This is a genomic window from Glutamicibacter sp. ZJUTW (assembly GCF_008370855.1).
GTDB classification, from domain to species: domain Bacteria; phylum Actinomycetota; class Actinomycetes; order Actinomycetales; family Micrococcaceae; genus Glutamicibacter; species Glutamicibacter nicotianae.
In genome coordinates this window covers 1569724-1594997 of record NZ_CP043624.1, presented here as the reverse complement: position 1 = coordinate 1594997, position 25274 = coordinate 1569724, and the positions used below count along the sequence as shown (strand labels likewise).

At 57.9% G+C, this 25274-nt stretch carries 19 protein-coding genes; 7 read left to right on the top strand and 12 right to left on the bottom strand.

Features of this window, described 5'->3' with window-relative positions:
- The first annotated feature begins 81 nt into the window (after positions 1–81).
- On the top strand, positions 82–273 hold the full coding sequence (locus F0M17_RS07485; protein WP_038991459.1) for a CsbD family protein: 192 nt from the start codon (positions 82–84) through the stop codon (positions 271–273).
- A 394-nt stretch (positions 274–667) separates the two neighbouring features.
- Here the strand turns inward: F0M17_RS07485 and F0M17_RS07475 are convergent, their stop codons facing one another.
- The 3 genes from F0M17_RS07475 to F0M17_RS07465 all read right to left on the bottom strand — a co-directional run bounded on the left by F0M17_RS07475 (position 668) and on the right by F0M17_RS07465 (position 5490).
- A complete protein-coding gene (locus tag F0M17_RS07475) occupies positions 668–1798 on the bottom strand; it encodes a YihY/virulence factor BrkB family protein (RefSeq protein ID WP_149596817.1) in 1131 nt (376 codons plus the stop codon).
- A gap of 136 nt (positions 1799–1934) precedes the next feature.
- Entirely contained in the window at positions 1935–4037 is a 2103-nt protein-coding gene (locus F0M17_RS07470; protein WP_149596816.1) for a catalase, read from the bottom strand.
- 232 nt (positions 4038–4269) lie between these two features.
- Positions 4270–5490: an ammonium transporter gene (locus F0M17_RS07465; RefSeq protein WP_038991574.1), complete on the bottom strand. Its 1221-nt coding sequence runs from the start codon at positions 5488–5490 to the stop codon at positions 4270–4272.
- A gap of 63 nt (positions 5491–5553) precedes the next feature.
- Here F0M17_RS07465 and F0M17_RS17450 point away from each other — a divergent pair, with 63 nt between their 5' ends.
- Positions 5554–5730: a hypothetical protein gene (locus F0M17_RS17450; RefSeq protein ID WP_168201981.1), complete on the top strand. Its 177-nt coding sequence runs from the start codon at positions 5554–5556 to the stop codon at positions 5728–5730.
- 21 nt (positions 5731–5751) lie between these two features.
- Here the strand turns inward: F0M17_RS17450 and F0M17_RS17445 are convergent, their stop codons facing one another.
- Positions 5752–6411: a hypothetical protein gene (locus F0M17_RS17445; RefSeq protein ID WP_168201980.1), complete on the bottom strand. Its 660-nt coding sequence runs from the start codon at positions 6409–6411 to the stop codon at positions 5752–5754.
- A 67-nt stretch (positions 6412–6478) separates the two neighbouring features.
- Between F0M17_RS17445 and F0M17_RS07455 the strand changes: the two genes are divergently transcribed.
- Complete coding sequence (locus F0M17_RS07455; protein ID WP_246857160.1) at positions 6479–7189, top strand: DNA-3-methyladenine glycosylase; 711 nt, start codon at positions 6479–6481, stop codon at positions 7187–7189.
- Positions 7190–7260: 71 nt separating this feature from the next.
- Here F0M17_RS07455 and F0M17_RS07450 read toward each other — a convergent pair whose 3' ends face one another.
- Both F0M17_RS07450 and ftsY read right to left on the bottom strand, forming a co-directional pair.
- On the bottom strand, positions 7261–9330 hold the full coding sequence (locus tag F0M17_RS07450) for an acyltransferase family protein (protein ID WP_168201979.1): 2070 nt from the start codon (positions 9328–9330) through the stop codon (positions 7261–7263).
- A gap of 488 nt (positions 9331–9818) precedes the next feature.
- Positions 9819–11000 carry a signal recognition particle-docking protein FtsY gene (ftsY, locus tag F0M17_RS07445; protein ID WP_066137952.1) on the bottom strand — a complete coding sequence of 394 codons (1182 nt, stop codon included), beginning with the start codon at positions 10998–11000 and terminating at the stop codon, positions 9819–9821.
- 176 nt (positions 11001–11176) lie between these two features.
- Here ftsY and F0M17_RS07440 point away from each other — a divergent pair, with 176 nt between their 5' ends.
- On the top strand, positions 11177–12412 hold the full coding sequence (locus F0M17_RS07440; protein WP_168201978.1) for an MFS transporter: 1236 nt from the start codon (positions 11177–11179) through the stop codon (positions 12410–12412).
- A 5-nt stretch (positions 12413–12417) separates the two neighbouring features.
- Positions 12418–14754: a cell wall-binding repeat-containing protein gene (locus tag F0M17_RS07435; RefSeq protein WP_149596813.1), complete on the top strand. Its 2337-nt coding sequence runs from the start codon at positions 12418–12420 to the stop codon at positions 14752–14754.
- A gap of 284 nt (positions 14755–15038) precedes the next feature.
- On the opposite strand, the gene F0M17_RS07430 is transcribed toward F0M17_RS07435, so the two are convergent.
- Together F0M17_RS07430 and smc are read right to left on the bottom strand one after the other, a co-directional pair.
- Positions 15039–16502 carry a glycosyltransferase gene (locus tag F0M17_RS07430; protein ID WP_149596812.1) on the bottom strand — a complete coding sequence of 488 codons (1464 nt, stop codon included), beginning with the start codon at positions 16500–16502 and terminating at the stop codon, positions 15039–15041.
- A 77-nt stretch (positions 16503–16579) separates the two neighbouring features.
- Complete coding sequence (smc, locus tag F0M17_RS07425) at positions 16580–20158, bottom strand: chromosome segregation protein SMC (protein ID WP_149596811.1); 3579 nt, start codon at positions 20156–20158, stop codon at positions 16580–16582.
- A 149-nt stretch (positions 20159–20307) separates the two neighbouring features.
- Here smc and F0M17_RS07420 point away from each other — a divergent pair, with 149 nt between their 5' ends.
- On the top strand, positions 20308–21123 hold the full coding sequence (locus F0M17_RS07420; protein WP_149596810.1) for a serine hydrolase: 816 nt from the start codon (positions 20308–20310) through the stop codon (positions 21121–21123).
- Positions 21124–21149: 26 nt separating this feature from the next.
- Here the strand turns inward: F0M17_RS07420 and mutM are convergent, their stop codons facing one another.
- The 4 genes from mutM to F0M17_RS07400 are packed head-to-tail and all read right to left on the bottom strand — an operon-like array spanning position 21150 to position 23561.
- Positions 21150–22079 (bottom strand): bifunctional DNA-formamidopyrimidine glycosylase/DNA-(apurinic or apyrimidinic site) lyase, encoded by a 930-nt coding sequence (mutM, locus tag F0M17_RS07415; protein ID WP_149596809.1) that lies wholly within the window; start codon positions 22077–22079, stop codon positions 21150–21152.
- Between the two features lie 10 nt (positions 22080–22089).
- Positions 22090–22788: a ribonuclease III gene (gene rnc / locus F0M17_RS07410; RefSeq protein ID WP_149596808.1), complete on the bottom strand. Its 699-nt coding sequence runs from the start codon at positions 22786–22788 to the stop codon at positions 22090–22092.
- A gap of 3 nt (positions 22789–22791) precedes the next feature.
- Complete coding sequence (rpmF, locus tag F0M17_RS07405) at positions 22792–22995, bottom strand: 50S ribosomal protein L32 (protein WP_013348816.1); 204 nt, start codon at positions 22993–22995, stop codon at positions 22792–22794.
- Positions 22996–22997: 2 nt separating this feature from the next.
- Positions 22998–23561 carry a DUF177 domain-containing protein gene (locus F0M17_RS07400; RefSeq protein WP_128470482.1) on the bottom strand — a complete coding sequence of 188 codons (564 nt, stop codon included), beginning with the start codon at positions 23559–23561 and terminating at the stop codon, positions 22998–23000.
- Between the two features lie 383 nt (positions 23562–23944).
- On the opposite strand from F0M17_RS07400, the gene F0M17_RS07395 reads away from it, so the two are divergent.
- A complete protein-coding gene (locus tag F0M17_RS07395) occupies positions 23945–25234 on the top strand; it encodes a CDP-glycerol glycerophosphotransferase family protein (RefSeq protein WP_149596807.1) in 1290 nt (429 codons plus the stop codon).
- The last annotated feature ends 40 nt before the right edge of the window (positions 25235–25274 follow it).

The window sequence follows — 25274 nt, the reverse complement described above, 5'->3', positions numbered from 1 at the left end:
CCCAGCTTCAGGTCCCCGATTTGCAATCTGCCCTAGAGTTCAAATTGTCAGTACACCAGATCCACACAGGAGGTAAGAATCATGGGAATTGGAGACAAGATCCAGAACAAGGCCCAGGAAGCATCTGGCAAGGCCAAGGAAGCCATCGGCGATGCCACCAACAATGAGCAGCTGCAGGCCGAAGGCGTGAAGGACCAGGCCGCTGCCAAGGCCAAGCAGGCAGGCGAACACGTCAAGGATGCCGCCAAGGATGTCAAGGACGACCTGTCCTAAGCAGCGCAACCAGCTGTGCCCCATGAATGCGAATTCATGGGGCACAGCTTTGTGCCAGATAACTTGAATAGCGCTACGGCCGCTGCTCCGAAATCCAGGAACAGCGGCCGTAGAGCCATCCATAAGGTCCTGCCCGCCGACACTGCTCGATCCGCCAGGCTCCGCCGGCTTCCCGGTGAGCTCCTGCTTGGCCCAACCGGCCACCAGGCTTGCTGCCCCGCCGGGGTTCTCCCGGTATTCGGCGAAGGTTTCCACGGGGGCATTCCACAGGACTTGCTGCTTGGCCACATCGAGCACCACCTCGGCGAACCCGCCGACCGGCACCCACCTGATGGACACCTTTGCCTTTGGGATGATCCGGCCTTTGTACACGTTAGTGGTGTGCGGCCCGTACTCAGCTTCCCGGGTTCCGCCTGGACTGAGGATCCGATTGCTCCTCGGCGCGCAGCTCGCTGGCGAAACGCAACTGCCGTCCGTCGCTGATGTCCTGCTCTTCTTTTTCCTCCTGCATCACGCTGGCCTTGGTATCTCGTGGCGGAAGCTGCACCGAGCGCTCGGCGGCAATCCCCGCCTGCAGCTGGCGCCCGCGCTCGGCTTCCGCGTCGAAGACCGCGCCGAACAGCAGCGCGAGGTTGGCAATCCACAGCCACAGCAGCAGCACGATGACCCCGCCAATGGCGCCGTAGGTCTTGTTGTAGTTGCCGAAATTCGAAACGTAGAAGAAGAAGCCCACGGTCGCCACCGCCAATACGCACAGCGCAATGGCCGAACCGAGGCTGATCCAGCGGAACTTCGGCTGCTTCACATTGGGAGCCCCGTAGTACAGCACGGCAACCAGCACAATCGCGCACAGCACGATCACCGGCCATTTGGCGATGTTCCAGACCAGCACTGCGCGCTCGCCGAGCCCGATGACGTCGCCAATCGCCTGCGCCAGCGGGCCGGAGACAATCAGCAGCAGCCCCAGCACGCTGGCCGCAACAAGAAGCACCAGTGTCAGCAGCAGCATCAGGGGGCGCAGCTTGTAGAACGGCCGGCCTTCGGCCACCTCGTAGATCTGGTTCAGGGCGCGGCCGAACGCCCCGACGTAGCCCGAGGCGCTCCACAACGCACCGAGCAGGCCGGCAAACAGGGCCAGGCCTGCCGACGGGGCCGAAGCCAGCTGCTCGATGGGTTGCCTCAGGGTTTCCACGACTTCCGGGCTGGCCAGTTCCCCAAGCAGCGAGAGGATGTTGCGGGTCATGTTTTCCGCCTGGCCGGCGACTCCGAGCAGGGAGACCACTGCGAGCAGTGCCGGGAACAGGGAGAGCATCGCGAAGTAGGTCAGCGACGCTGCCATATCCGTGCATTTCTTCCGGGAGAATTCGCTGATGGCGCGCTTGGCCGCGTATTTCCACGACTTCGCGTGCATGTCCGGCGGGGATTCGGGCTTGGACTCGGCATCCGGTCCAGGTGCGTGCCGGGCTTTGGCAACGGTATCGGCCACGTGCCCCTTCTCGTCATTGCTATCGGTTCCTGAAGGCATCTTGCTATTCTCCTCATCAGATCTCTGTGCCAGTTGGTTGCCACCGGCCAAGCGGCAAGGCCGGCACGGCAGGCGCGGCAGGCGCGGCGAATCCCGAGCCTGCCGCGCCGCACGCCGTTGCAGCTTGGCCGTGCTGCTACTCGGCGACCGGGAAGCGCTCCCACGCGCGGTGGGTGGAAAGCAGCTGCTCCGCGCTCTCGGCAACCGCCGGAATCTCGACCAGGGCAATGCCCGGCGCGTCATCCTCCAGTCCCATTGCTGGCAGCAGGCCGTCGGAGAGCCCGGACAACGTGATGATGGCCTTGTTGTGCCGGTAGGCTTCCGCGACCAGCAACGCCACCCGCGGGTCGATGGGAACCCCGCCGGTTCCCGAGGCGCCGGCCTTGGCATCCAGGGAAACCGCGGCATCCGGGGCTGGCGGCAGCGGGCCGATCAGCACCAGCGCATCGAATTCGATGGAGCGCGCCGTCAGGTAGGTGCGGTCAATGGGCAGGCCCGGGGCCGCCTCGCCGCCGGAGGCCGAAACGAGCAGCGGGGACATCCCCCGCTCTTTGAGCGCCTTGGCAATTGCCGGAACGTGCTGGTGGTTGCCGCTGTTGAACACCACACCGACCTTGCGCCCGTCCACCGGCCAGGTGTTGCCGATCTGCGACAGCGCCGGGCTGGCCACCGGCTGGCCCAGCGGCTGCACCGCCGGCGCCGGCAGTCCCAGTGCCTGGGCGACACCGGATGCCAGCTCGGTATCGATCTTCGCCAGGCATTCCACCTGCCGCTGGCGGATCGCGGTATCGGTGCACTTGCCCAGTTCAAAGGAGTAGGCCTGCTGCACGTGGGCGCGCTCCACGGCCGAGAGGCTGATGTAGAACAGGCGCGCCTGGCTGTAGTGGTCCGAGAAGCTGGCCGGCTCGGAACGCACCTTCTTCCCGGAGGCCACAGGCTGCGGGAAGTCCAGTGGAGGCTGCTGGCCAGAGAGAACCTGCGACATGTAGGGGCAGCCGCCATCCAGCGAGTTCGGCTTGTACGGCGCGATGCCCTTGGGCACCCGGTGCTGGTGGAAGCCGTCGCGGAACATGTCATTGACCGGCGAGTCCGGCGAGTTGATCGGGATCTGCGCGAAGTTCGGCCCGCCCAAGCGGGTCAGCTGGGTGTCCAGGTAGGAGAAGAGCCGCGCCTGCAGCAACGGGTCGTCGCTGATATCGATGCCCGGAACCAGATGCCCGGGGTGGAAGGCCACCTGCTCGGTCTGCGCAAAGTAGTTCTCCGGGTTGCGGTCCAGCACCATCTTGCCCAGCGGCTGGACCGGAGCCAGCTCTTCTGGGACGAATTTCGTCGGATCCAGCAGGTCGATGCCTTCGAAGACCGCTGTGCCGTCATCGGGGAAAATCTGCACGCCCAGTTCCCATTCGGGGTAGGCGCCGGCATCAATGGCTTCGGCCAGATCGCGGCGGTGGAAGTCCGGATCCGCGCCGGCGGCCAGCTGGGACTCTTCCCAGGCCAGCGAGTGCACGCCGAGCTTGGGCTTCCAATGGAACTTCACCAGGGAGGAAGCGCCTTCCTCGTTGACCATGCGGAAGGTGTGCACGCCGAAGCCTTCCATCATGCGCAGCGAGCGGGGTATCGCCCGGTCGCTCATCTGCCACATCACATGGGCTTGGGCGGGGGTATGCAGGGAGACGAAATCCCAGAAGGTGTCGTGGGCGGATTGTGCCTGCGGGATCTCGGTATCCGGGTGCGGCTTCGCGGCGTGGACGAGGTCCGGGAACTTGATCCCGTCCTGGATGAAGAACACCGGGATGTTGTTGCCCACCAGGTCGAAGATGCCTTCGTTGGTGTAGAACTTCGTGGCGAAGCCGCGGGTGTCGCGGGCGGTGTCCATGGAACCGCGGGATCCGACCACGGTGGAGAAGCGGACGAAGACCCGGGTCTGGCGTCCGGGCTTGAGGAAGTCGGCACGGCACAGCTTGCCGGCATTGCCGTAGCTGGTGAACGTGCCGTGGGCGCCGGCGCCGCGCGCATGGACAACGCGCTCGGGAATCCGCTCGTGATCGAAATGCATGATCTTCTCGCGCAGGTGGTGGTCCTGCAGCAGGGTGGGGCCCCGCTCGCCGGCTTTCAGCGAGTGATCGGTGTCGTTGACTTCAGCGCCCTGGGTCGTGGTCAGGAACTCGCTGTCCTGTCCGGGGCCGGACAGCACCGGCTTTCGCCCGTGAGCAGATGGCTGTTGTGGTTCGCTGGTCATGGCACTCTCCTTATTCGCAGGAATGATCGGCTGGTCAGTGCCACGCTAGGGGCCTTCGCGGTGCCGATGCCACCGGGCAAGCTGATTCCCATGGTTTGCACATGTGCCAGCTGGCGCACCGGCAAATGCCAAGACCGCCGGTGGCTGCATGGCCCACCGGCGGTCTTGTCGGACGTTTCAGAAACGTCCTGCCCCTCGTGCTTGTACTGCGTTATTTTCCAGATTCCGCTCCTTACTTGGAAACCAGCTGGTATCCATTTTCGTTGTGTTCGGCCTCGTCGATCCCGGCAATCTCGATGTCTGCCGTGACACGCCATGGGCTGAACTTTCCAATAACCGTTGCGATGACCCAGGTCATCACCGCGGAGAAGGCCATGACCACGATCAGGGTGGCAGTCTGGGCGATCAGCTGGGCTACGCCGCCGCCGTAGAACAGGCCGCCGGCGCTTTCCTCGGTTGGCAGTGCGAAGAAGCCGAGGAACAGGGTGCCGATCAGGCCGGCGACCAGGTGCACGCCGACAACATCCAGCGAGTCGTCGTAGCCGAGCTTCCACTTCAGGTTCACGGCCCAGGCGGCACCGGCTCCGGCCAGCACGCCCAGCAGCATGGCGGCCCATGGGGCAACGTCGGCGCAGGATGGGGTGATGGCTACCAGGCCGGCCACCAGGCCGGAGGCAACGCCCACCGAGCTGGGGCGCGAGCCGCGCAGCTTCTCGACCAGGATCCAGCCGAGGACTGCGGCACCCGGAGCTGCCAGGGTGTTGACCCAGATGAGTCCTGCCTGCTCGACGGTGGTTGCCGCCCCGGCATTGAAGCCGAACCAGCCGAACCACAGCAGGCCTGCGCCGAGCATCACCAGCGGGGTGTTGTGCGGCTGCGGACGGTCGTGGAAGTTGTGGCGCTGGCCGAGCTTCAGGGCCAGGACCAGGGCCGCGATACCTGCATTGGTGTGGACCACTGCGCCCCCGGCGAAGTCGATGGCCTCGCCGAAAATGCTGCCCAGGAAGCCGTCGGCGGAGAGCAGGCCGCCGCCCCAGACCCAGAAGGCCACCGGTGCGTAGACCAGGGTGACCCACAGCGGCACGAAGAACAGCCATGGTGCGAAGCGCGCACGGTCGGCGATGGCTCCTGAGATGATGGCGACCGAGATCATGGCGAAGGTTCCGGCGAATCCGGCGGCGAGCAGCTCAGACTGCTCGGTGTTGTGCATGGCGAAGTCGCTGATCGGGTTGCCGACAATCCCGGCGATGGCTGGTTCTCCGGCGGAGAACGAATAGCCCCACAGCACCCAGACGACAGCGGTGATTGCCGCAGCGGAGAAGCTCATCAGCATCATGTTCACGACTCCGGTGGCGCGAGTCATGCCGCCGTAGAAAAGTCCCAGTGCCGGTGTCATCAGCAGCACGAGCGCGGCAGCTATCAAGATCCATAAGCTGGCAACATCCAACTCCATCTGGATCACGTCCCCTCAAGTTATTCGGTGTATCGGTGGTGATATGACTATTGAACTAACCCGATGTTTCCGAACGCTCGCTGCTTCGTTTCCGCTGTGTATCAAGTTCTTGCCGGGGGTAACGGTTGCTTCTCGGCAATGTTTCGCCGTCGTTTCAAACAGTTCACGGTTCTGCTGGCGACCGGTGAAAACGGGCAGCCCGGCATCGGCAGAAAGTATTTTCTGCCGATGCCGGGCTGATTGCGGTGACGCCGCGTGCGGCTACAGGCGCTTGATTTTCACGACCTGGAACTGCGGCACCGTGGTTGAGCCGCCGATGGTGGTGTCGTAGCTCAGCGAACCGGTAACCGTGGCGGTGATTTGCACGATGTCTTCGGCCACGATGTCATCAAGCACCTTGCAATCCACGAGGCCGTCGCCGGCGGTGAACATCGAATTGTGCTCGTAGTCGTATTTGCCGACGTGCGCGTGGCTTAGATCAGCGCGGAAGGTGCAGGGACCGGTCGCGGAGTCGAACTGCGTGACCCGCCCGTAGACGAACACGTTCTCGTCGATATGCGAGTCCGGCTTCTTCACGATCTGCGCCAGCTCACGCTTGGTGATTTTCCGGGCCTTGTTGGCCTTGGCTTTCTCAGCCTTGGCCGCGGCTTCCTTCTCCTTCTTCTCCTTCGCCTTGCGGGCTTTCTCGGCTTCTTCGGCAGCAACGCGTTCTTCTTCGGCCGCGCGCAGCTCTGCAGCTTCGTCCTGGGCCAGGGCCAATTGCGATTCCGTTTCGGTCAGCTGAGCTTGAAGTGTTTCTACTTCAGCGGCCATGGCCGAGCTTGAGGCCTGCGCGGCCTCGAAATCTTCCGTGGAGACGCCGCAAGCGGCCAGCGAGAGAATTCCGGCAAGGGCAGTTGCCATCAGAATGGACTTTTTCATGGTCCACCTCCATTTCACGAGTGCGAGTTACTTGAACCCCCAAGTTCCAAGTAAAAAGAATCGTGGCATGCGCCAGGGACAATTTGGCTTCAGCAGGCACACTGGAGATATGGACCGCACTTTCTTCTTGCCCGATGCGCTGAGCGTTGCACCGCAACTGCTCGGGGCAGTGCTCACGGTGGATTCCGCCGAAGGACCGGTCAGCGTGCGCATCACGGAAACCGAAGCGTATATGGGGTTGGGCACCAGTGGCCCCTACGATCCCGGCAGCCACTCGAAAGACCGGAAAACCGAGCGCAACGCGTCCATGTTCCTGGACCCCGGACATACATATGTTTATTTCAGCTACGGCATGCACTATGCCCTGAATTTCGTTTGCTCGCCGCCGGGCATTGCGTCCGGGGTGCTGATACGTGCAGGCGCAATTACGTTTGGGACAGAACTGGCAATGGCCCGCCGGCTGGAGAAACGCCCAGCCCGGTACTCGCGCAATCCCATCCCGGAGGCCCAGCTGGCCCGCGGACCGGGGAACTTGGCAGCTGCGCTCGGACTCACGAGATTGGCGCACGATGGATTGGACCTGTTCTCTCCCCCATTTGCCATCCACGCCGCGCCCAGCGCTCCGGCAGCGATCCGCACCGGGCCGCGCGTTGGGGTAGCCGGGATAGCCGGAGGGCCGCAATTCCCGTGGAGATTCTGGCTGCCCGGAGAACCAAGCGTTTCCACATATCGTCCAGGCCGAGATGCTCCTGCATCAGGAAGAAGCACCGCAGAATGACTTTGGGCCCCGGTTACGACGCATTGAATGCGTCGTAGCCGGGGCCCACCAGGCGATGCCCGTCAGAAGCCTTATGCGGCCGGGAACAGCTCCTCGGAATCCAGAGCCTTCTTCAGCCGGGATTCCAGGGTCGGTGACAGAGATCCTGCAAAGGTTTCGGTCAGATGCGAGTGGTCCCAATAGGCCACGATGCCGCCAACCACTACAAAGCAGCGGTCTTCCTCGCACAGCTGGTCATTCATGTCGACGTCGATGATGTTCGGATTATCAAGCGCGTTCACGGCATCGGCCTGCGGGTCCATCGGTATCCACTGCTTTGCTTCGCCGCTGCAGTCGATGAACTCTCCAGCATTGGAAGCCACACAGTCTGGGACATTGTCCACGGTCTCTCCGGGGAAGGCAGTATCCCTGATGACCGCCACAGCGGCACCCGTACCAGCCCACTCTTCCAGAATTTTTTCGTAGGCCTTCTGGGCAGGCTCTGCTGTGTTCTCCATTTCGTATCCGGAGACCGGCAAGGACTGGCGGTTGGAACTGATCACCAGGTCGTAGTCTTCCTTCTCGATCTGCTCGGTGACCCATCCGCCAAAATCAGCGCATCCCGTTTCAGTTGCCTCGGAATCGAAGACCTGAGGCTCGCCCATGACGGCACAGCGGCTTGCGAGATAGGTGTCAATGGTCCAGCCATTTTTCTTGGCCATAGGTTCCAGTGCGGGAATCCACTGGCCAGCGTGCGAGTTTCCAACCAGCGCTACCTTGATTTTTCCATCGCCGTAGCTGCAGACCGGGCGGTCCTTGTAGTTGGCAGCCTGGCTGGCGAAGCAATCATCCTTGTAGACGACCGGCTTGTCAGTCTTCGCGACGACTGGTGCCGGGGCCACCGGCTGGTAGGAAGTTTCGATATTCACCGACTCGCCACACGAATCGCTGAATGATGCGGCGCCAAAGCAGTCTTCACCCAGCTCCTTTTCGACCTGCGCCAATGCCTTGTCGACGTCTTGGGCATCGTTGATGATGCGTTCGGTGTTGAGGTAGAAGGCACCGGCCACCAAAGCCAAGACAAGACTTCCAGTGGCCAGGAAACGTGGAGCCGTGAGCAGCGCGGAGGAGTCAATGAACTTGCGGAATCGGACCTCGACGAGTTTCTGCGTCAATACTGCTAGAACCAGGGTGAGGACCAAGGCAATGATCTTCTGAGGCCATTTGAAGTCTTCCACCAGGAACGGCATCAGAATCAGCAGCGGCCAGTGCCACAGATATATGGCGTATGAATTATCCCCGAAGAATTGGAACAGTTTGCTGCTCAAGAATACGTTGGGCGAGTACTTGTGCGTCGAATGGCAGAGCAGGATCAGCGCGGTGCCGAATACCGGAATCGCAGCAATGTATCCAGGGAACGGCATCTCGCCAGTGAAAGCCAATGCGCTGAATGCGATGGCGAGCACACCACCCCAGGACCCGATCAAGCTGGTCACGTCATTCTTTGCCGCATGCGCACGCGCCCCCAATGCCGCTACCAATGCGCCGGCGGAGAACTCCCAAACCCGGGTAAAGGTTGAGAAGTAGGCGCTGCCCGGTTCAGTTGCTGTCGCGTACAGCGAGTATCCGAAGGAAAGCAAGAAGACTGCACTGATGCCGGCCAACGCGACGGTCGCCGGCTTGAGGCCGAACTTGATGGCGGCAAAGATCAGCAGGCCGATCATAATTGGCCATACGAAATAGAACTGCTCTTCGGCAGACAGGGACCAGAAATGCTGGAAGGGACTTGGTGCTTCGCCTTCGGCCAGGTAATCAACCTTGGTCAGAGCCAGATACCAGTTCTGGAAATAGAACGTCGCTGCCATCGCTTGCAGTCCCCAGTCTTGCCAGACAGTCGATGGCGCGAAAAGCCAAATGCCCAGGACGCTGACCAGGATCACCAAGAACGAGGCCGGGATGAGACGCTTGACTCGCCGCATCCAGAAATTGGCCACGTCAGCGAAGTTCCTCGGTGGTTTGGTCAGCAGATGCGAAGTAATCAGGAATCCCGAGATCACGAAGAACACGTCGACGCCGACGAAGCCGCCGGGCAGATAGTGCCCCCAGAAGTGGTAAAGCACGACGACACCCACGGCGATGGCGCGCAGGCCCTGGATGTCCATGCGAAAAGCCTTGGGTCTCGGGTCCCGCTTGGATGGCATGGGCAAGTCTTGATTCGACGACACTTCTGGATGGATCCTTTACCGGCTGGTCTGGCCGCACGGGCATCCGGAACCATCTGGAGTGCCGTGCAGGCAGTGCGTACGGACTGAAGGGACACAATTCCCCAGAATATATCTTTACCCAAGAAATCTGGACGTTTTCTGTAGCCCTGGTCACCAAACTCTTGGACATCCCGCGGCTAGATTGGGCCCAGCAAGCCGCTTTCAGCTATTGACCTGCACTTTTCTGCCGACATCGGGATGACGTTTCGGAAGTAGTAAATAGTCAATGTGATCCATTTCACTGACAGCTTGCATCTATTTCAGCCCGGGGTCCAGCCAAGGCCTGAACTAATCCGCACCAAGCAGCTGACGGCACATTCACGTTTTAAACAGATCTCCCCGCCATATTTGCATGGCGGGGAGATCAAGAAATTTAGACGTTTCGATTAGCCTTCGAGCAGTGCGTCCACGAAATCTTCGGGATTGAATGGAGCAAGGTCGTCCGGGCCTTCGCCCAAGCCGACGAGCTTTACCGGAACGCCAAGCTGGCGCTGGATAGCCACGACGATGCCGCCCTTGGCGGTGCCATCGAGCTTGGTCAGCACGATGCCCGAAACGTTGACGACCTCGGAGAAGACCTTGGCCTGCTGCAGGCCGTTCTGGCCGGTGGTCGCGTCGAGGACTAGCAGGACTTCGTCAATGGTAGCCTTCTTCTCGACCACGCGCTTGATCTTGCCCAGCTCGTCCATCAGGCCGACCTTGTTCTGCAAGCGGCCGGCGGTGTCGATCATGACAATGTCGACTTCCTGGTCAATGCCGGCGGAAACAGCTTCAAAGGCAACCGATGCCGGGTCGGCACCGTCAATCTCCGAGCGAACGGTCGGCACGCCCACACGGTCGCCCCAGGTGGCAAGCTGTTCTGCAGCTGCAGCACGGAAGGTGTCTGCGGCGCCCAGCAGGACATCCTTGTCTTCAGCAACGAGAACTCGGGCCATCTTGCCGATGGTGGTGGTCTTGCCGACGCCGTTGACACCGACAACCATGATGATGCTCGGGCGGTCCGGGTGCGGTTCAGGCAGGTAGCTGCGGTCCAGGCTCGGGTCGACCAGCTTGAGCAGTTCCTCGCGGAGCATCGCCTTGACCCGGGCCGGGTCCTTGCTGCCTTCAATCTTCACTCGTTCGCGCAGCGCGTCGACAAGCTCAAGGGCGGGTTCGGTACCCAGGTCTGCCATCAGCAGGTTCTCTTCAATCTCTTCCCAGACATCCTCGTCAATCGAGTCTTGGCTGAGCAGGGCCAGCAGGCCCTTGGAGAACATGTTATTGGACTTGGTCAGTCGCGCACGCAGGCGGGCCAGACGGCCCTGCACTGGTTCAGGAACATCGAGCTGTGGCGCAGCCGGTGCGGCAGGTTCCTGGACTGCGACGGGCGCATCGCTTGCTCCGGCAGTGTCCGCTGCGGCATCAGTATCGCCCTCAGCGCTCTGGCCGGTTGGCAAGTCGTCTGCATCGCGCTCTGACGTATACGGGGTCTTGGGCTTGCGGCCCTTGGTGACGAAGGCAATGACGCCAATGGCCACCACGGCAACAACCGCGACAATGATGATGGTTAATATAAGCGAATCAGACACGCCTTAAATCGTCTCATATCTCCAACGATTTAGGGATCATGTGGCGCTCAGCACCAGCGAAAGCGTATCTGGCATCCGGGGCTAGACTGGCTGGTGGGCTGATTTGCCCTTCGCATCGTTCCAGAAAGGCTGACGGTTGCTGCCCGCTTGGCTGCAGAACCATCTTTCCAATAAATATGGCATTGAAAACCTCCCGTGCTTCCAGGCCGCCGATCCCCCAGGAGATTGGCGTGCTGCTGGTAGCGGCCTTCATCATCGCCCTGGGTTTCGGGCTCATCGCCCCGATCCTGCCCCAGTATGCGGTGAGCTTTGATGTCGGCAATGCGGCCGCCACAATCATCGTCAGCATCTTTGCCTTCACCCGCTTGATTTTCGCGCCGGTAGCCGGAGTGCTGGTAGGCAAGCTGGGCGAGCCAAGGATCTACGTCACCGGCGTGCTGCTGGTGGCGGTATCCACGCTACTCTGCGCGGTGGTGCAGGACTACACCCAGCTGTTGATTGCCCGCGGTCTGGGTGGATTCGGCTCGACCATGTTCACCATTTCGGCCATGGCGCTGATTGCACGCCTGGCTCCGGAGAAGTCCCGTGGCCGCATCTCGGGCTTGTACGCCGGCTCGTTCCTCTTGGGCAATGTCTTTGGCCCGGTTCTCGGGACCCTCCTCGCCCCGCTGGGCATGCGTGTTCCCTTCCTGATCTATGGAACCGCCTTGGTGATTGCAGCGGGTGTGGTCTACATGGCGTTGGGCCGCCGCCGTGAACTGGATGCGGATGCCGCCAACCCGCGTTCAAGGAAATCGGATATCGAGGTCGTGACCACGCGCGAGGCGCTGGCCTCCCCCGCCTACCGTGCGGCACTGTTCTCCGGGTTCAGCTACGGCTGGTTGGCGTTCGGCGTGCGCAACAGCATGATCCCCCTCTTCGCCTTGGCCGTCTTCGGCCAAGGCATGGGCGCCACCGCCGCCGGGATTTCCATGACGGTGTTTGCCATCGGCAATGGTTGCGCGCTGATGTTCTCCGGCCGCCTGACCGATAGCATTGGCCGCAAGATTCCTATTGTCCTCGGGATGAGCATCCTGCTCTTGTCCATTGGCGCCATGGGCTACTCGACGTCCCTGGTTGGCTTCATCGTCTTCTCAGTGCTGGCTGGTCTTGGCGGTGGGCTGCTTGGCCCAGCGCAGCAGGCATCCGTGGCTGACGTGATTGGTTCCGGACGCAACGGCGGCAAGGCCCTGGCCGGTTTCCAGATGTGCACCGATCTCGGCTCAATTATCGGTCCACTGCTGGCCGGCGCCATGGCGGATATGATCAGTTTTCAATTGGCATTCAATATTTCGGCAGTGGTTGGCCTGGTCGGGGTGATTGCGTGGCTTCTAGTTCCGAAAACCATAAAGCCGGTGAAATTGGCTGAATAGGGAACTTGGTTTCCACTGTTTTTCACCCTGATATTAATTCCCGGAATCTTGCCGGAAAACATCGGGTAGATATACTGGCAAAGGCCTTTGCCATGTCACTTGCACTCAATTATTCAGGGGAATCCATGCCGGCACTCCGGACACGACGATCCAAAGCCCTATCCATTGCGGTCGTAGCCGCACTTTCCATCCCGCTTTCTGCTGGTCCGGGTTTCGCCGCGCCAGCGGAAGAACCCTCCGCTCAAGCAAGCCAGTCTCCCACTGCCACGGCTACCGCGACAGACGCGCCGGAACCGTCTTCTGCGCCATCTGATGCGCCGGAGACCACCGGAACCGGCACCAACGTTGCTGAGTCCACGGCGGCAACGCCGAGCACATCTGCAGTGGCGGCCACGCCAGCTGCTGAGGAAATCTCCAAGTCGCTGGCCAAGGGTGAAGATCTTTCCAACAAGGAGCGTGTGAAGCTGGCCGACAAGGCGCTGGCCGAACTGGATATGGAGCACCTAGATGCCCAACTGGGGCAGGGTGCCAAGCGAATCGCGGAAACCGGAGACGCCACCGTCCCCACCGTGGCCGAGCTGGCGGATCTCGCGCGGCTGACCTCGGATGATGCTGCCGCTTCCATTCCCTTCGAGGTCGGTGCGCCCGCTTCCCTGGATGAGCTGCGCACTTGGCGTCCGCCGGGCACCCTCGGAATCGATGTTTCCCGCCATCAAGGCACCGTGAACTGGTCCAGCGCCAAGGCCAACGGAGCACGCTTCGCCTACATCAAGGCCACGCAGTCATGGCCTTCTTCCTTGTACAAGGACCCGAAGTTCAGCCAGAACTACACCAACTCGCGCAATGCAGGCCTGATCCGCGGTGCGTACCATTTCGCCATGCCTGCCCATTCGTCCGGCGCTGCACAGGCCAAGGAATTCATGGCCAATGGCGGGGGCTGGACCAACGACGGGTACACCATGCCGCCGTTGCTGGATATCGAGTGGAACCCGTATAGCAAGACCGCTTACCCTCAGGGCAAGGGTGATATGTGCTACGGCATGTCTCCTTCGGCAATGGTCGCGTGGATCAAGGACTTCGGCAACACCGTCAAGGCCAAGACCGGCCGCTTGCCGATGATCTACACCGCCCAGTCATGGTGGGATGAGTGCACCGGTGATTCCGTAGCGTTCAAGTCCTGGCCACTGCATGTGTCCATTTTCCCGACCGCTGACGTCGCAAAGAACCCCCGGGAGCTTCCCGAAGGCTGGACCACCTTCAACGTCTGGCAGTATTCTTCCAACTCCAACATGCTGGGCTCGACCAATAACGTGGATGCCAACGTGTGGAACGGCGACCTGACCTCATTGCGCGACTTCGCAAAGAACCGCCGCAGCACCGCTTACAAGTTGACCACCAGCTACTTCGGCAATGCGGATGTGTGGCCAACCCGTTTAATGCCGGTTCGTATGCACGGACGCACTCGATTCGATACTCCGGTAGATATTTCAAGGCGCACTTTCCCCTCAAAGGCATCAACCGTCGTTATTGCATCAGGTGAGCGTTTCCCTGATGCTTTGTCTGGTTCCCCGTTGGCAACGATTAACAAGGCGCCAATGCTTCTAGTCAAAAAAGACGCGCTTCCTTCCGCCGTGGCTGCTGAATTAGAGCGTTTGGATCCAGAGAACATCATCGTGCTCGGAGGACCATTGGCGATTAGCGACACGACGGTCTCCAAGCTGAAGTCATACGGTAAGATTTCGCGAATCTGGGGAGACAATCTATACGACACGAGTGCAAAGATCTCCAATAAGTGGTCGAGTGCTTCTTCCGTTTATTTAGCAACTGGAGAGCGCTTCGAAGACGCCATGTCTTTGGCGGCCGTGGCTGCTGGTAAAATGTCCCCGATGCTACTAACCAAGAAGTCTTTACTGCCTGCGAGCACTATTCGTGAGCTTAAAAGACTGAAACCAACACGCATTTACATGGCAGGCGGCCCAATCGCGATATCAGACAACGTGGAGCGGCAAGTACGCCAGGCCGTTCCGAATGCATCTGTGGTTCGCTTCGAAGGCAATACCCGATATGACACCAGCGCAATGATCGCGAAGAAATTCTGGCCCTACGGATCTCAACGTCAATTCATCGCGACTGCTTCTGACTTCCCCGATGGACTAACTGGTGCTGTCGTTGCTTCGTACAACGGCGCTCCGCTACTCCTAACTAAAAAGAACTGTATGCCTTCGTCGGTGGCAAGCGCCATGCGAGCAATGAAGGGATGGACGAACATATTGATTGGTGGTCATTTAGTACTCGACGACACTGTTGCTTACAAACTAAATGGCAAGCAGAACATCTGCTGACCTAATTGACTTCAAAGCTTCAGAAGGCTCAGCTAGGATTGTTATCCCAGCTGAGCCTTCCTGTATAAAGAGCATCGGTAACAAGTTCCCCCAGCGCTCTGACTAGTTTCTTCTGCTGAAGAAGAACTTCACGACGATCCACGCTCGCTCGCAGTCGGCACTATCTAGTTTGAAATAACTATGGCGCCAGGCGCCAAATGACGTTTTGAAAGCAAGCCGCGGTTTCAAACCCCGCCAGATAGAAATAGACCAAATCGAGAACTTTTCCGATGTCAGTTGAGGGATCAACGACCCATGTTCTGCCATGACTTATTGTTAGCTTTTCGCACATCAACACTAAAAAAGCCGTTGGCGGTTCGATAGTATCGGACACCCCGTACCGTCTGGTCCTGAACCTCCGCGCTCATAATGACTCGACGAACTTCTGTCTCGCCGTACGCGACACCAACGTTTCCAAGTCGCACCAGGCCATCGGCTAATGTCTGGCTTGGCATATCTGCCGCGAATATTTCTTCGTCGGCTGTGCCTGCTAACTTTACGGGTACGACTTTCTGATTGTCACGATCGTCAATCACTAATCGTGATGGCAGCAAATTTGAAGCAAAATTACGAATGCGAACTCGTACACCTTCAGATGTTGCTTCAAGCCCAACCAGTTCCGGCTTGCGGGCGTTTCTAGTATCAGTTTCCGCTAAGTCGACTAACTGAGCGTACTCATTCTGTAGAATCGCAGCAACGCGCTCGGCGGGCAGACCACTGAAGAATTCTAATGTGTTCCCGGGCAAGAACCTGCGTAGGAATTTGACATGTTCAGTTATCCACTCACGACGTTCGCTTTCGTTGTATGAAAGGAATCGTTTCCCCTCATAGAAGCGCAAGGCTTTGCGGGAGAATAGTCCTGCAATCAACTGATCGGCCAGCCCCTTATCGCGAACGTTGGAAGTGATAGTTTCCGCGATATGAGAGAGTGAAGCTACATATCCACTCGGTTCGATATGCGAAATGCTTATATTCTGCCCATCGCTTCGAATCCGTGAATGGTAATAATCGTAGTCCGAGAGAATGGAGATGCGATTAGCGTGCATATACGCCTGCGCGACGAACATTCCGTCTTCCAAGCGTACGCGTTCTTCTCTGAATCGAATTTTGTTGTCTATAAGTAGAGAGCGGCGCACCATTTTAGTTGGGTTGAGCGAACGTAGTGCGACTTCCAATGGAGTATCCACGCTCGTTGTACGATAAAGACTCGCCATGGTCCTACGCCCATTCAATCCGATCATTTTCGGTATCAGGATATCCACGTCGTGCTTTTCCGCGAAAGCAAGCATCCGAGCTAGGGCTTCTTTGCCGAGCACGTCATCACCGTCACAGAAGAAAACCCATTCCCCGTAGGCCTCATCGATGCCAACATTCCGGGGTTTTCCGGGCCATCCGCTATTTTCTTGGTGAATGATTCGAAAATTCGTATTTCTCTTCGCGTATACGTCGAGAATCTCACCGCTGAAATCCGTTGATCCATCGTCGACCGCTATCACTTCGAATCGGGATGCAGGGAGGCTCTGGAATTCTAATGAATTGAGAAGCTCTGTTAGGTACGGCATCGTGTTGTAAACGGGGATGACAACGCTGATCCTCAGCGTAGAGGATTCACTCTCTTTATTTATGGTCGCCAGATTCAGTTCCGCATCAGCCCGTTCTGTGGCCGAATCACCAACTTTTATTTTTGCTTCTCGCTTGAGAATATTCAAGTTGAACAAACTCCACCGTTCCAGATACTGCAAATCTACAGATACTTACAAGTGCCAACTTTATCTCAAAATGGGATTTAATCCGAGATCCTAGTGCGATTGTCCATCTTTTGGCTAATAACCGTGGATACCCCGTCTCCGCGCATGGTGACGCCGTACAGCGCATCGGCCACTTCCATGGTCTTTTTCTGGTGGGTAATCACGATCAGCTGGGAGGACTCGCGCAACTCCTCAAAGATCGTGATCAGGCGACCCAAGTTCATATCGTCCAAGGCAGCCTCGACCTCGTCCATTACATAGAAGGGAGATGGCCGGGCCTTGAAGATGGCGACCAGCAAGGCGACGGCAGTCAGCGAACGCTCGCCACCGGAGAGCAGCGAGAGCCGTTTGATCTTCTTGCCGGCTGGACGCGCTTCCACCTCGATGCCCGTGGTGAGCATATTCTCGGGATCGGTAAGCACGAGCTGGCCCTCGCCGCCCGGGAACAGGCGATCGAAGATCCGCTTGAACTGCACGGCTGTGTCGTTGTAGGCTTCGGTGAACACTCGTTCGACGTGGGAATCAACGTCAGCAATGATCTGCTGCAAATCCCCGCGGGACTTCTTCAAATCCTCGAGCTGGCCTGACAGGAACTTATGGCGCTCTTCCAAGGCGGCGAATTCTTCAAGTGCCAGCGGATTGACCTTGCCCAAGGCCGCCAGGTCGCGTTCCGCTTTCTTCAGCCGCTTTTCCTGCTCCACGCGATCATAAGCTCGGGTGCCGACAGGGTTCCCGTCTTCGTCAACGCTCTGCCGCAGCGCACCCCACTTGTCATCTTCATCTACAGCTTCCGGAATCAGCTGGTCTGGACCATAGTTGGCAATCAGATGATCGGGGGTGAATCCCAGTTCTTCCAGTGCCTTGGTCTCAAGGTTCTCAATACGCATCCGCAGTTCTGCACGGGCCATCTCGTCGCGATGCACGGCATCTGCAAGCCGGGCGAGCTCTGCGGAGAGCTGTTCCGCTTCCCTGCGCTGGCTACCCAGCATGGTTTCGAGTTCAGTTTTCTTGCCGTCGAGTTCTTCGCGTTCTTGGCCAGCCATGGATACCGATACTTCAATGAAACGCAGGACGCGTTCAGCTGCTTGCTCAATGCGGTTCGCATTGGCGGCCTGGGCCTTGCGCTGTTCAGCGCGTCGGGTGGCGACTTCACGGTGATTTCGCTCGGCGGCCGCAGTGCGGCGCAACCCCTCGATGCGTGAGCGCAACGCAGAAACGCGCTCTTCGCTGCTGCGCAAGGCCAAACGGGCTTCCAATTCCTGCTGGCGTGCGGCGGCCGCGGCATCGGCCAGTGCTGCCCGGGCCGCGTCATCCACGGTTTCTTCGTCTTGATCGGTCGAAGCAAGTTCCATGCGCTCGGTAATCTCCTCCAGAGATTCCTGCTCAATTTCCAGCTTCTCAAGCGTTGCCTCAAGCTTTTCTTCCAACGCGGCTTTATCCGAATGCGCGCTGCGCAGCTTCTGCCCGAGACGTGCCAGATACGACGACAGTTCATCAATTGTCGCGTCTGATTCCGTTAAAGCGGACAGGGCGTCCTCTCGCTGTTGCTGGGCGACAGAGAGCTCTGGACCTCGTTGGGCCAGTCTTTGTTCAACTGATGAAAGTTCTTCTTGGCACTGGGATAGTTCGGTTTCCGTTTGTTCTACCAATGCCTGTTGAGCGATCAGGGAAGCGCCCGCTGAATCTCCCACAGAGCTGCGCAACGCGGAAACAGTTATGCCGTCCAAGGTGGTGAGCAAAGCCGACGGGTGCTGCGCCAATACTGCCGGCGCTTGGCTCATCTCCTCAATGATGTAGTGGCCAGCAAAAAGCTGATCAAGCAAACTGTCCAGGGCACTATCGGCAGCGACAACTTCACGAGCGCTCACGGCGTTAGCCACGCCATCCGCAGTAGCAACCTGTGAAGACAGCTCTGCGTGCAGGAAAACCTGGCTGGCCTCTTGCTGTTGCAGCTCTTCGATGAGCTCCAGCGCGTTGCCAAGGTTCTTGGCTACCAAGGCTTCGGCGTTCTCACGCAATATCGCGGCGATGGCCTGTTCGTATCCGGGGTTGACCGTAATCAGCTCGCCCAAACGCCCCAGGAGCTTGCCAGCAGCCGAACGAAGAAGCTGAGCGGACTGATCATCTGGTTTTGAGTTCAGCTTCAGGGCATCAAGACGTGCGCGCAGTCCGGAAACACGCACAGATAGTTCACGTTCCCGCTGGCTATCGGCGTTGTGTGCTTCTGACAAAGCTGAATGTTCTTGATCCGCACTCTCGAAATCCAGATTCAGCTGCGCTTCTCCAGCTAGTTGTTTTTCAAGATCGGTGGCGACTTCGGCGTGAGAGCGCGAATCCAATTCAAGATCCGAGTCGAAGGAACGGACACTTTCCTGAAGGCGAGATATCTCAGCCAGAGTTACGTCGACACGGCTACGTGCGGAAGCCACCTGGGAGGCTAGCCGGGACATCCCCTCGCGGCGATCCGCTGCAGCACGAAGCATGGCAGCCATTCGCTGTTGTTCAGCCCGTGAAGCTTCCTCGGCCTGCTCCTTAGCTTCGACGGCTTCAGCCAGGATCTCATGGCGGTCTTCAAGAGCTTCTTCCAGTTCCTCAAGTTCTGAGCTCATTCGCTCAGCTTGGGCTTCCAACCGCTCAGGATCTCGGCTGGAATCGAAATGAGTTTCGTTGCTCTCCAGCAATTTCGCTCGTTCACGAGCCAACGCGGCAAGCGAACGGTACCTTTCTGCTTGGGTACTCAGCGCAACCCATGTTTCCTGAATCTGCCCAAGACGCGGGGTGATGGTTTCCATCTGGGAAGCGAGTTCTTCGATATGCTTCTTGACGCGTTCCAGGCGCGCAGTAGCCTCTTCTTGCTGGGCTTGGATCTTCGATTCGTCATCAATATCTTGTGCCAGCTTGTTATTCAGCGTGACCAAATCATCAGCAAGCAGGCGGGACTTTGCATCCCGAACGTCGAGCTGAACCGTCTGCGCGCGGCGAGCAATTTTCGCCTGCCGTCCCAACGGGGCCAATTGGCGCCGCACCTCAGCGCTCAAATCTTCAAGGCGATTCAGGTTTCCCTGCATTGCCTGCAGCTTACGCAGAGTTTTCTCTTTGCGCCGACGGTGCTTGAGCACGCCGGCCGCCTCTTCAATGAACCCACGTCGGTCTTCGGCTGTTGCGTGCAGAATGCGATCCAGCTGTCCCTGCCCGACAATCACATGCATTTCCCGACCCAGGCCGGAGTCCGAGAGCAGCTCTTGAATGTCCAGTAGACGGCACGAGCTTCCATTAATCGCATACTCGGATCCGCCGGTACGGAATAATGTCCGGGAGATGGTGACTTCTGCATAGTCGATGGGAAGCTGGCCATCTGCGTTATCGATGGTCAAGGAAACGTGGGCACGGCCCAGTGGTGGGCGACTCGACGTGCCGGCGAAGATCACGTCTTCCATCTTGCCGCCGCGAAGTGTCTTGGCACCCTGCTCCCCCATGACCCAAGAGAGCGCATCTACCACATTGGATTTGCCCGAGCCGTTAGGCCCGACAACTGCTGTGACACCGGGTTCGAACTCAAAGGTGGTCGCCGACGCAAAAGACTTGAATCCGCGAACGGTGAGAGTCTTCAGATGCACGGCGTGAAGTTCCTAAGTTTGGGTCGAATGGCTAAAGTTGGGTTGGGCATCCAAACCCAATCCTTGTGGCAATTCTAGCGAAGCACGGTAGGGATTTTCTGGTTGTGCTCGCAAAATCCAAGAACGAAAATCGAGGGATAGATCATTCTATGAGCATTCTGACGCAGATTGACCAGTGGCCAAGTGACAATGCGGTTTCCGTGGTAGTCAACGGCAACGGGGCAATCATTGACCAGCACGGTGATACTGCACGCGTTTATCCCTTGGCCTCAGTGACGAAATTGCTCAGTGCCTATACGTTCTTGGTAGCGCTGGAAGAAGAAGCCATAACCCTCGAAAATCCTGCAGGGCCAGAGGGTTCCACGGTGCACCACCTCCTGGCGCATACAGCCGGCTATGACTTCGATTCCGAAGCGATCCGCTTTGCCGTAGGGACCAAACGCGGCTACTCGAATTTCGGATTCGAGAAGCTAGCAGAGCATTTGGAGCAACAGACTGGAATCCGCATGTCGGAGTATGCGCAAGAGGCTGTCTTCGCTCCGCTGGCCATGGCTAATACTGAGATTGCCGGCAGCTGCGCGAAGGATGGGCGCTCCACTGCCGCGGACTTGGCAAAATTCGCAGCTGAGCTGTTGAACCCAACTATCGTGGCCCAACAAACTTTGCGTGACGCAACGCGTGTTCATTTCGAGAACCTTGCTGGGATTCTGCCTGGCTATGGGCGGCAGAATCCGAATGACTGGGGCCTCGGCTTTGAAATCCGATCATCCAAATCGCCACACTGGACAGGCGCAAGCCATCCGGCGTCAACATTCGGGCACTTCGGGCAGTCCGGCACATTCCTCTGGGTGGACCCCGAGCATCGTCTAGCCTGTGTGACGCTCACCGATAAGGACTTTGGACAGTGGGCCGTTGACGCTTGGGCACCATTCAATGAACAGGTGCTCAATTCTCAGACTGCATAGCCAGAGATAAGTTCTCGATGTGCCAGCTAGCGTCGTGTGCGGCGTGGACGTGGTTGGCACACCGGACAGCTGTATGAGGAACGGCCCATAAACGGATCCCGCCGAATCAACGATTCTCGTCCGTTCTCCTCGCACCGCAAACAGACTTTGCCTTCACGCCCATAGGCGTTCAATGACCTGGCGAAATAACCGCTGGCACCGTTCACATTTACATAGAGGGAATCAAAGCTGGTACCGCCAGCTGCAAGGGCGCGCGTCATCACATCAACCAGGGCATCGTTAAGGCGTTGAACCTCAGGACGCCTAATTGTTGCGGTACTGCGCAATCCGGACAGGCGTGCTTGCCATAGTGCCTCATCCGCATAGATGTTGCCGACGCCTGAAATGATCCCCTGGTCCAGAATGGCCCGCTTCAATTCTGTATTCTTTTTGCGAAGCGCGACGTACAGGTCCTCGGGATTGCGGTGAGGATCCATGACATCCCTGGCGATGTGCGCAGCCGCTAATGGGATCGATGGCTGTAGCGAACCTGCGCCCGCAGGCAACCCATCTGGTGTTGCTATGACAGGCGACAGGAACATTCCGCCGAAGATTCGCTGGTCGACGAAGCGCAGTTCGCGTGGGTAGCCGAATCTATTGCTCAATGATAGGCGTACTTTTAGATGCTTCTCATCGGGAGCATCAGGCTCTTCAACAAGAAGTTGCCCGCTCATCCCCAGGTGAGCTACCAAGGCCGCCGGAGTAGGCAAGCCTTCCAAGTCCATCCAGAGGAACTTGCCCCGGCGAACAACAGAAGCAATGGAACAGCCGCTCAGGGTCTGTTCGAAATCTTCAACGCCATCGGTATGACGGCGGACAGAACGGGGGTCGAGCACCTGAACGGTTTGCACCGTTCGAGTGCGAACCCACTTGTCCAACCCTTCGCGGACGACTTCAACTTCTGGCAGTTCTGGCATGCGCTAAATGCTATCCCTTGGGTAGCTGCTCACCAGGATGCAGCATGAGCCAAGTCTTGTGTGCCGCTTCCTGCTCGGCTTCCTTCTTGGACGGCCCATGCCCCTCGCCGTACGTCTTGTCACCGATGAGGAGCTCCGCGAGGTAGGTACGTGCATGGTCAGGACCGGAACCAGTGACCCGGTAGTGCATCTCGCCTAGCTTTTGGGAGGCTACTTCCTCCTGGATTACAGTTTTCCAGTCAGTGGTTGCGCCTAGCAGTCGAGGATCCTCCAGCAGCGGAGTCACGAAACGAAGTACAAATGAGCGGGCGGCTTCCATACCTTGTACCAGGTAGGTTGCTCCAAGGATGGCTTCCATGGTGTCTGCGAGAATGGATGACTTGTTTGAGCCGTTGGACTGCGCTTCACCACGACCCAGGAGTAAGTGCTCCCCCACTTCCAGATCACGGGCAATCATTGCCAAGGCGCGGGTGCTGACGATAGCCGCGCGCCGTTTCGCGAGATCGCCTTCTGGCAGAAGCGGGAAAGTTGCGTATAGGTATTCTGCAACGCAGAAGCCAAGAATTGAATCGCCCAGGAACTCCAGGCGTTCATTTGTTGGAATGCCACCGTTCTCATATGAATAGGAGCGGTGGGTGAATGCAAGACGAAACGTCTCGGAATCAATGTTGATTCCGAGACGCTTCATAAGTTCTTCTTTAGAAGACATGTCTTAGACGTCTGCGACCTTGCGACCCTTGTACTCAAGGAACAGTTCGGTACCAGCCGAGTCGGTGACAACCTTAGCCTGGTGAGGCAGGCTGTAGGTTACGCGACCGTTTTCAACGGTCTTCACCAGGTTCGGTGCGGTAGCCTTCCACTGAGAACGGCGGGCACGAGTATTCGCACGGGACATCTTCCGCTTTGGAACAGCCACGACTACTTCTCTTCTCTCTTGTCTGACGTTTTATCGTTTGTCGCATCCTCTGCGACAATGTCGGACAGCTGCGCTAGCGCTGCCCAACGTGGATCCAGGATCTCATGATCATGCTGGGGGTCATCGTTGAGGCTGATTCCGCATTCGCTGCAGAGCCCCAAGCAATCTTCCCGGCAAACCGGTTGGAACGGCAGGGCGGTAACCACTGCGCTCCGTAGTACCGGATCGATGTCAATCAAGTCACCGACCACCCAATACTGATCCATATCATCATCGTCTTCGAATTCTTCGCTCTCTTCATAGTAGAAGAGCTCTTGAATATCAGCCTCGAAATCGTACTCGATAGGCTCCAGGCATCGTCCACATTCCCCAGCAATCTGCGCTGTAGCGGTACCCGATACCAGAATTCCCTCATGCACGGCTTCAAAGCGAAGATCTAAGTCAAGCTCAGATCCTCCACGAATACCGATGAGTGCATTTCCCACATCAGTGGGCGCCGGAACCTGCTCCTTGAGAGTTTTCATCGAGCCAGGCGAACGGCCGAGCTCCCTGGTTGAAAAGACCAGAGGCGAGTTGCGATCGAGTTCGCCGTGTGGCGATCGATCAGAACGCTTTTCGCTAATGATGACTCCTATAGAAACATAGTCCGACATTTCATCTTAGCTTGCCCCAGTCCAAGTTCCCAAACTGAAACCAATTTTTGGAGCCTGACACCAGTGTTGCACTGAACACATCTTACCGTAGGCACCATGAAACTGCCGTCGAGGCGTGGCACCTGGCTCAACGTTACAAAAGTAGAAACTTCAATTTACCTCTTACCTGAAAGAAATTAGAACAATCCCAGTGAGATCGCCAAGTTGTTGTGTAACCTAAGGCATGTCTACAGCTCGGTATAAGCTTGGCAATTTATGCTTGTCTGTAAGCAAGTTAATGAAACGAAGGAATTGCAATGAAGGTGCTCAATACCGTCGCTAGAGTGGCGACATACGCGAAGAAGCGTTACGTCGCTCAGCAGCACCGAAAATTCATTGACAACCACGCCGCGGAACTGCGGGCGACGCCAACTGGAGAGAGTCGCTACGCAGTCGCATTGCACTTTGCCGACGATATGGTGAATGCCTATCAGATACGCCAATGGTACGAACCCTTGAAAAACCTCGCGCAGCACGTTCCTGTCGTGATTATCGTCCGTCAACCAGAAGCTGCAGTCGCCTTGCATAAAGAATGCCCGCTGCCGATCCACTTTGCACCTACTATCGAGGCACTGGAACAGTTCACTGAATCCCAAGACTTACGGTTAGTGCTTTACGTAAACCAGAACATCCGGAATTTCCAGATGATGCGCTTTAATTCGCCAAACCATGTTTTCATTTGCCATGGTGAAAGCGATAAAGCTTACATGTGGTCCAACCAGCTCAAAGCGTACGATTATGTATTTTCAGCTGGCCAGGCAGCGCGTGATCGCCTAACGGAGCACTTGCGTAATTTTGACGTCATGGATCGTACAGTGCTTATCGGCCGGCCGCAGATCGATGTTCAATATCCTGTTCCATACAAGATCAATCATGACTATCCGACCGTGCTCTATGCTCCAACTTGGGAAGGCGACCGCCCTTCAATGGCCTATGGATCAGTGCTTTCACACGGCGAACAGTTAGTAGATGCATTGCAGAACGATGGTGGGTTTAATATCATATTCCGCCCACACCCACGCTCAGGTATGAATTCACACGCATACGGGCAGGCCCTAGAGCGCATCCGAAACAAATTCGAATCATCTGCAGCTTCCAGCACTGCAAAGTATATTTACGACGAATCCGCTCAGTGGGGCTGGCAATGGTCCGCCGCTGATATTTGCATCACTGACATTTCAGCGGTGGCATACGATTATCTGGCCACTGGCAAACCCATGTTCATTACAGAGCCGGTGTCTCGTGAAGCTACCGTTGAAGATTCTCTGGCTCTGACGAAATTGCCAGCAATGCCAGCCGACGAAGCTGCAAACGCGGCTCAACTGGTGCGCTCTGCATTGAAGACTGTCAACAAGGAATCACGTGCTCTTGTACACCACTACTTTGGCGATGTCACGCCCGGCGCAAGCATGAAGCGCTTTATTGATGAATGCCTCAACCTTGTCAAGGGGACTACGCCGAATAAAAGCCCTGGCCACCAACCAGGCAGCCTCAAGGTTCATTCAAAGTCGGAGACTGAATCGGAACACACACGGAAAACGGCATAATGAACACGGCCTGCACTCATAGTCTCAATGGAAACTCCAC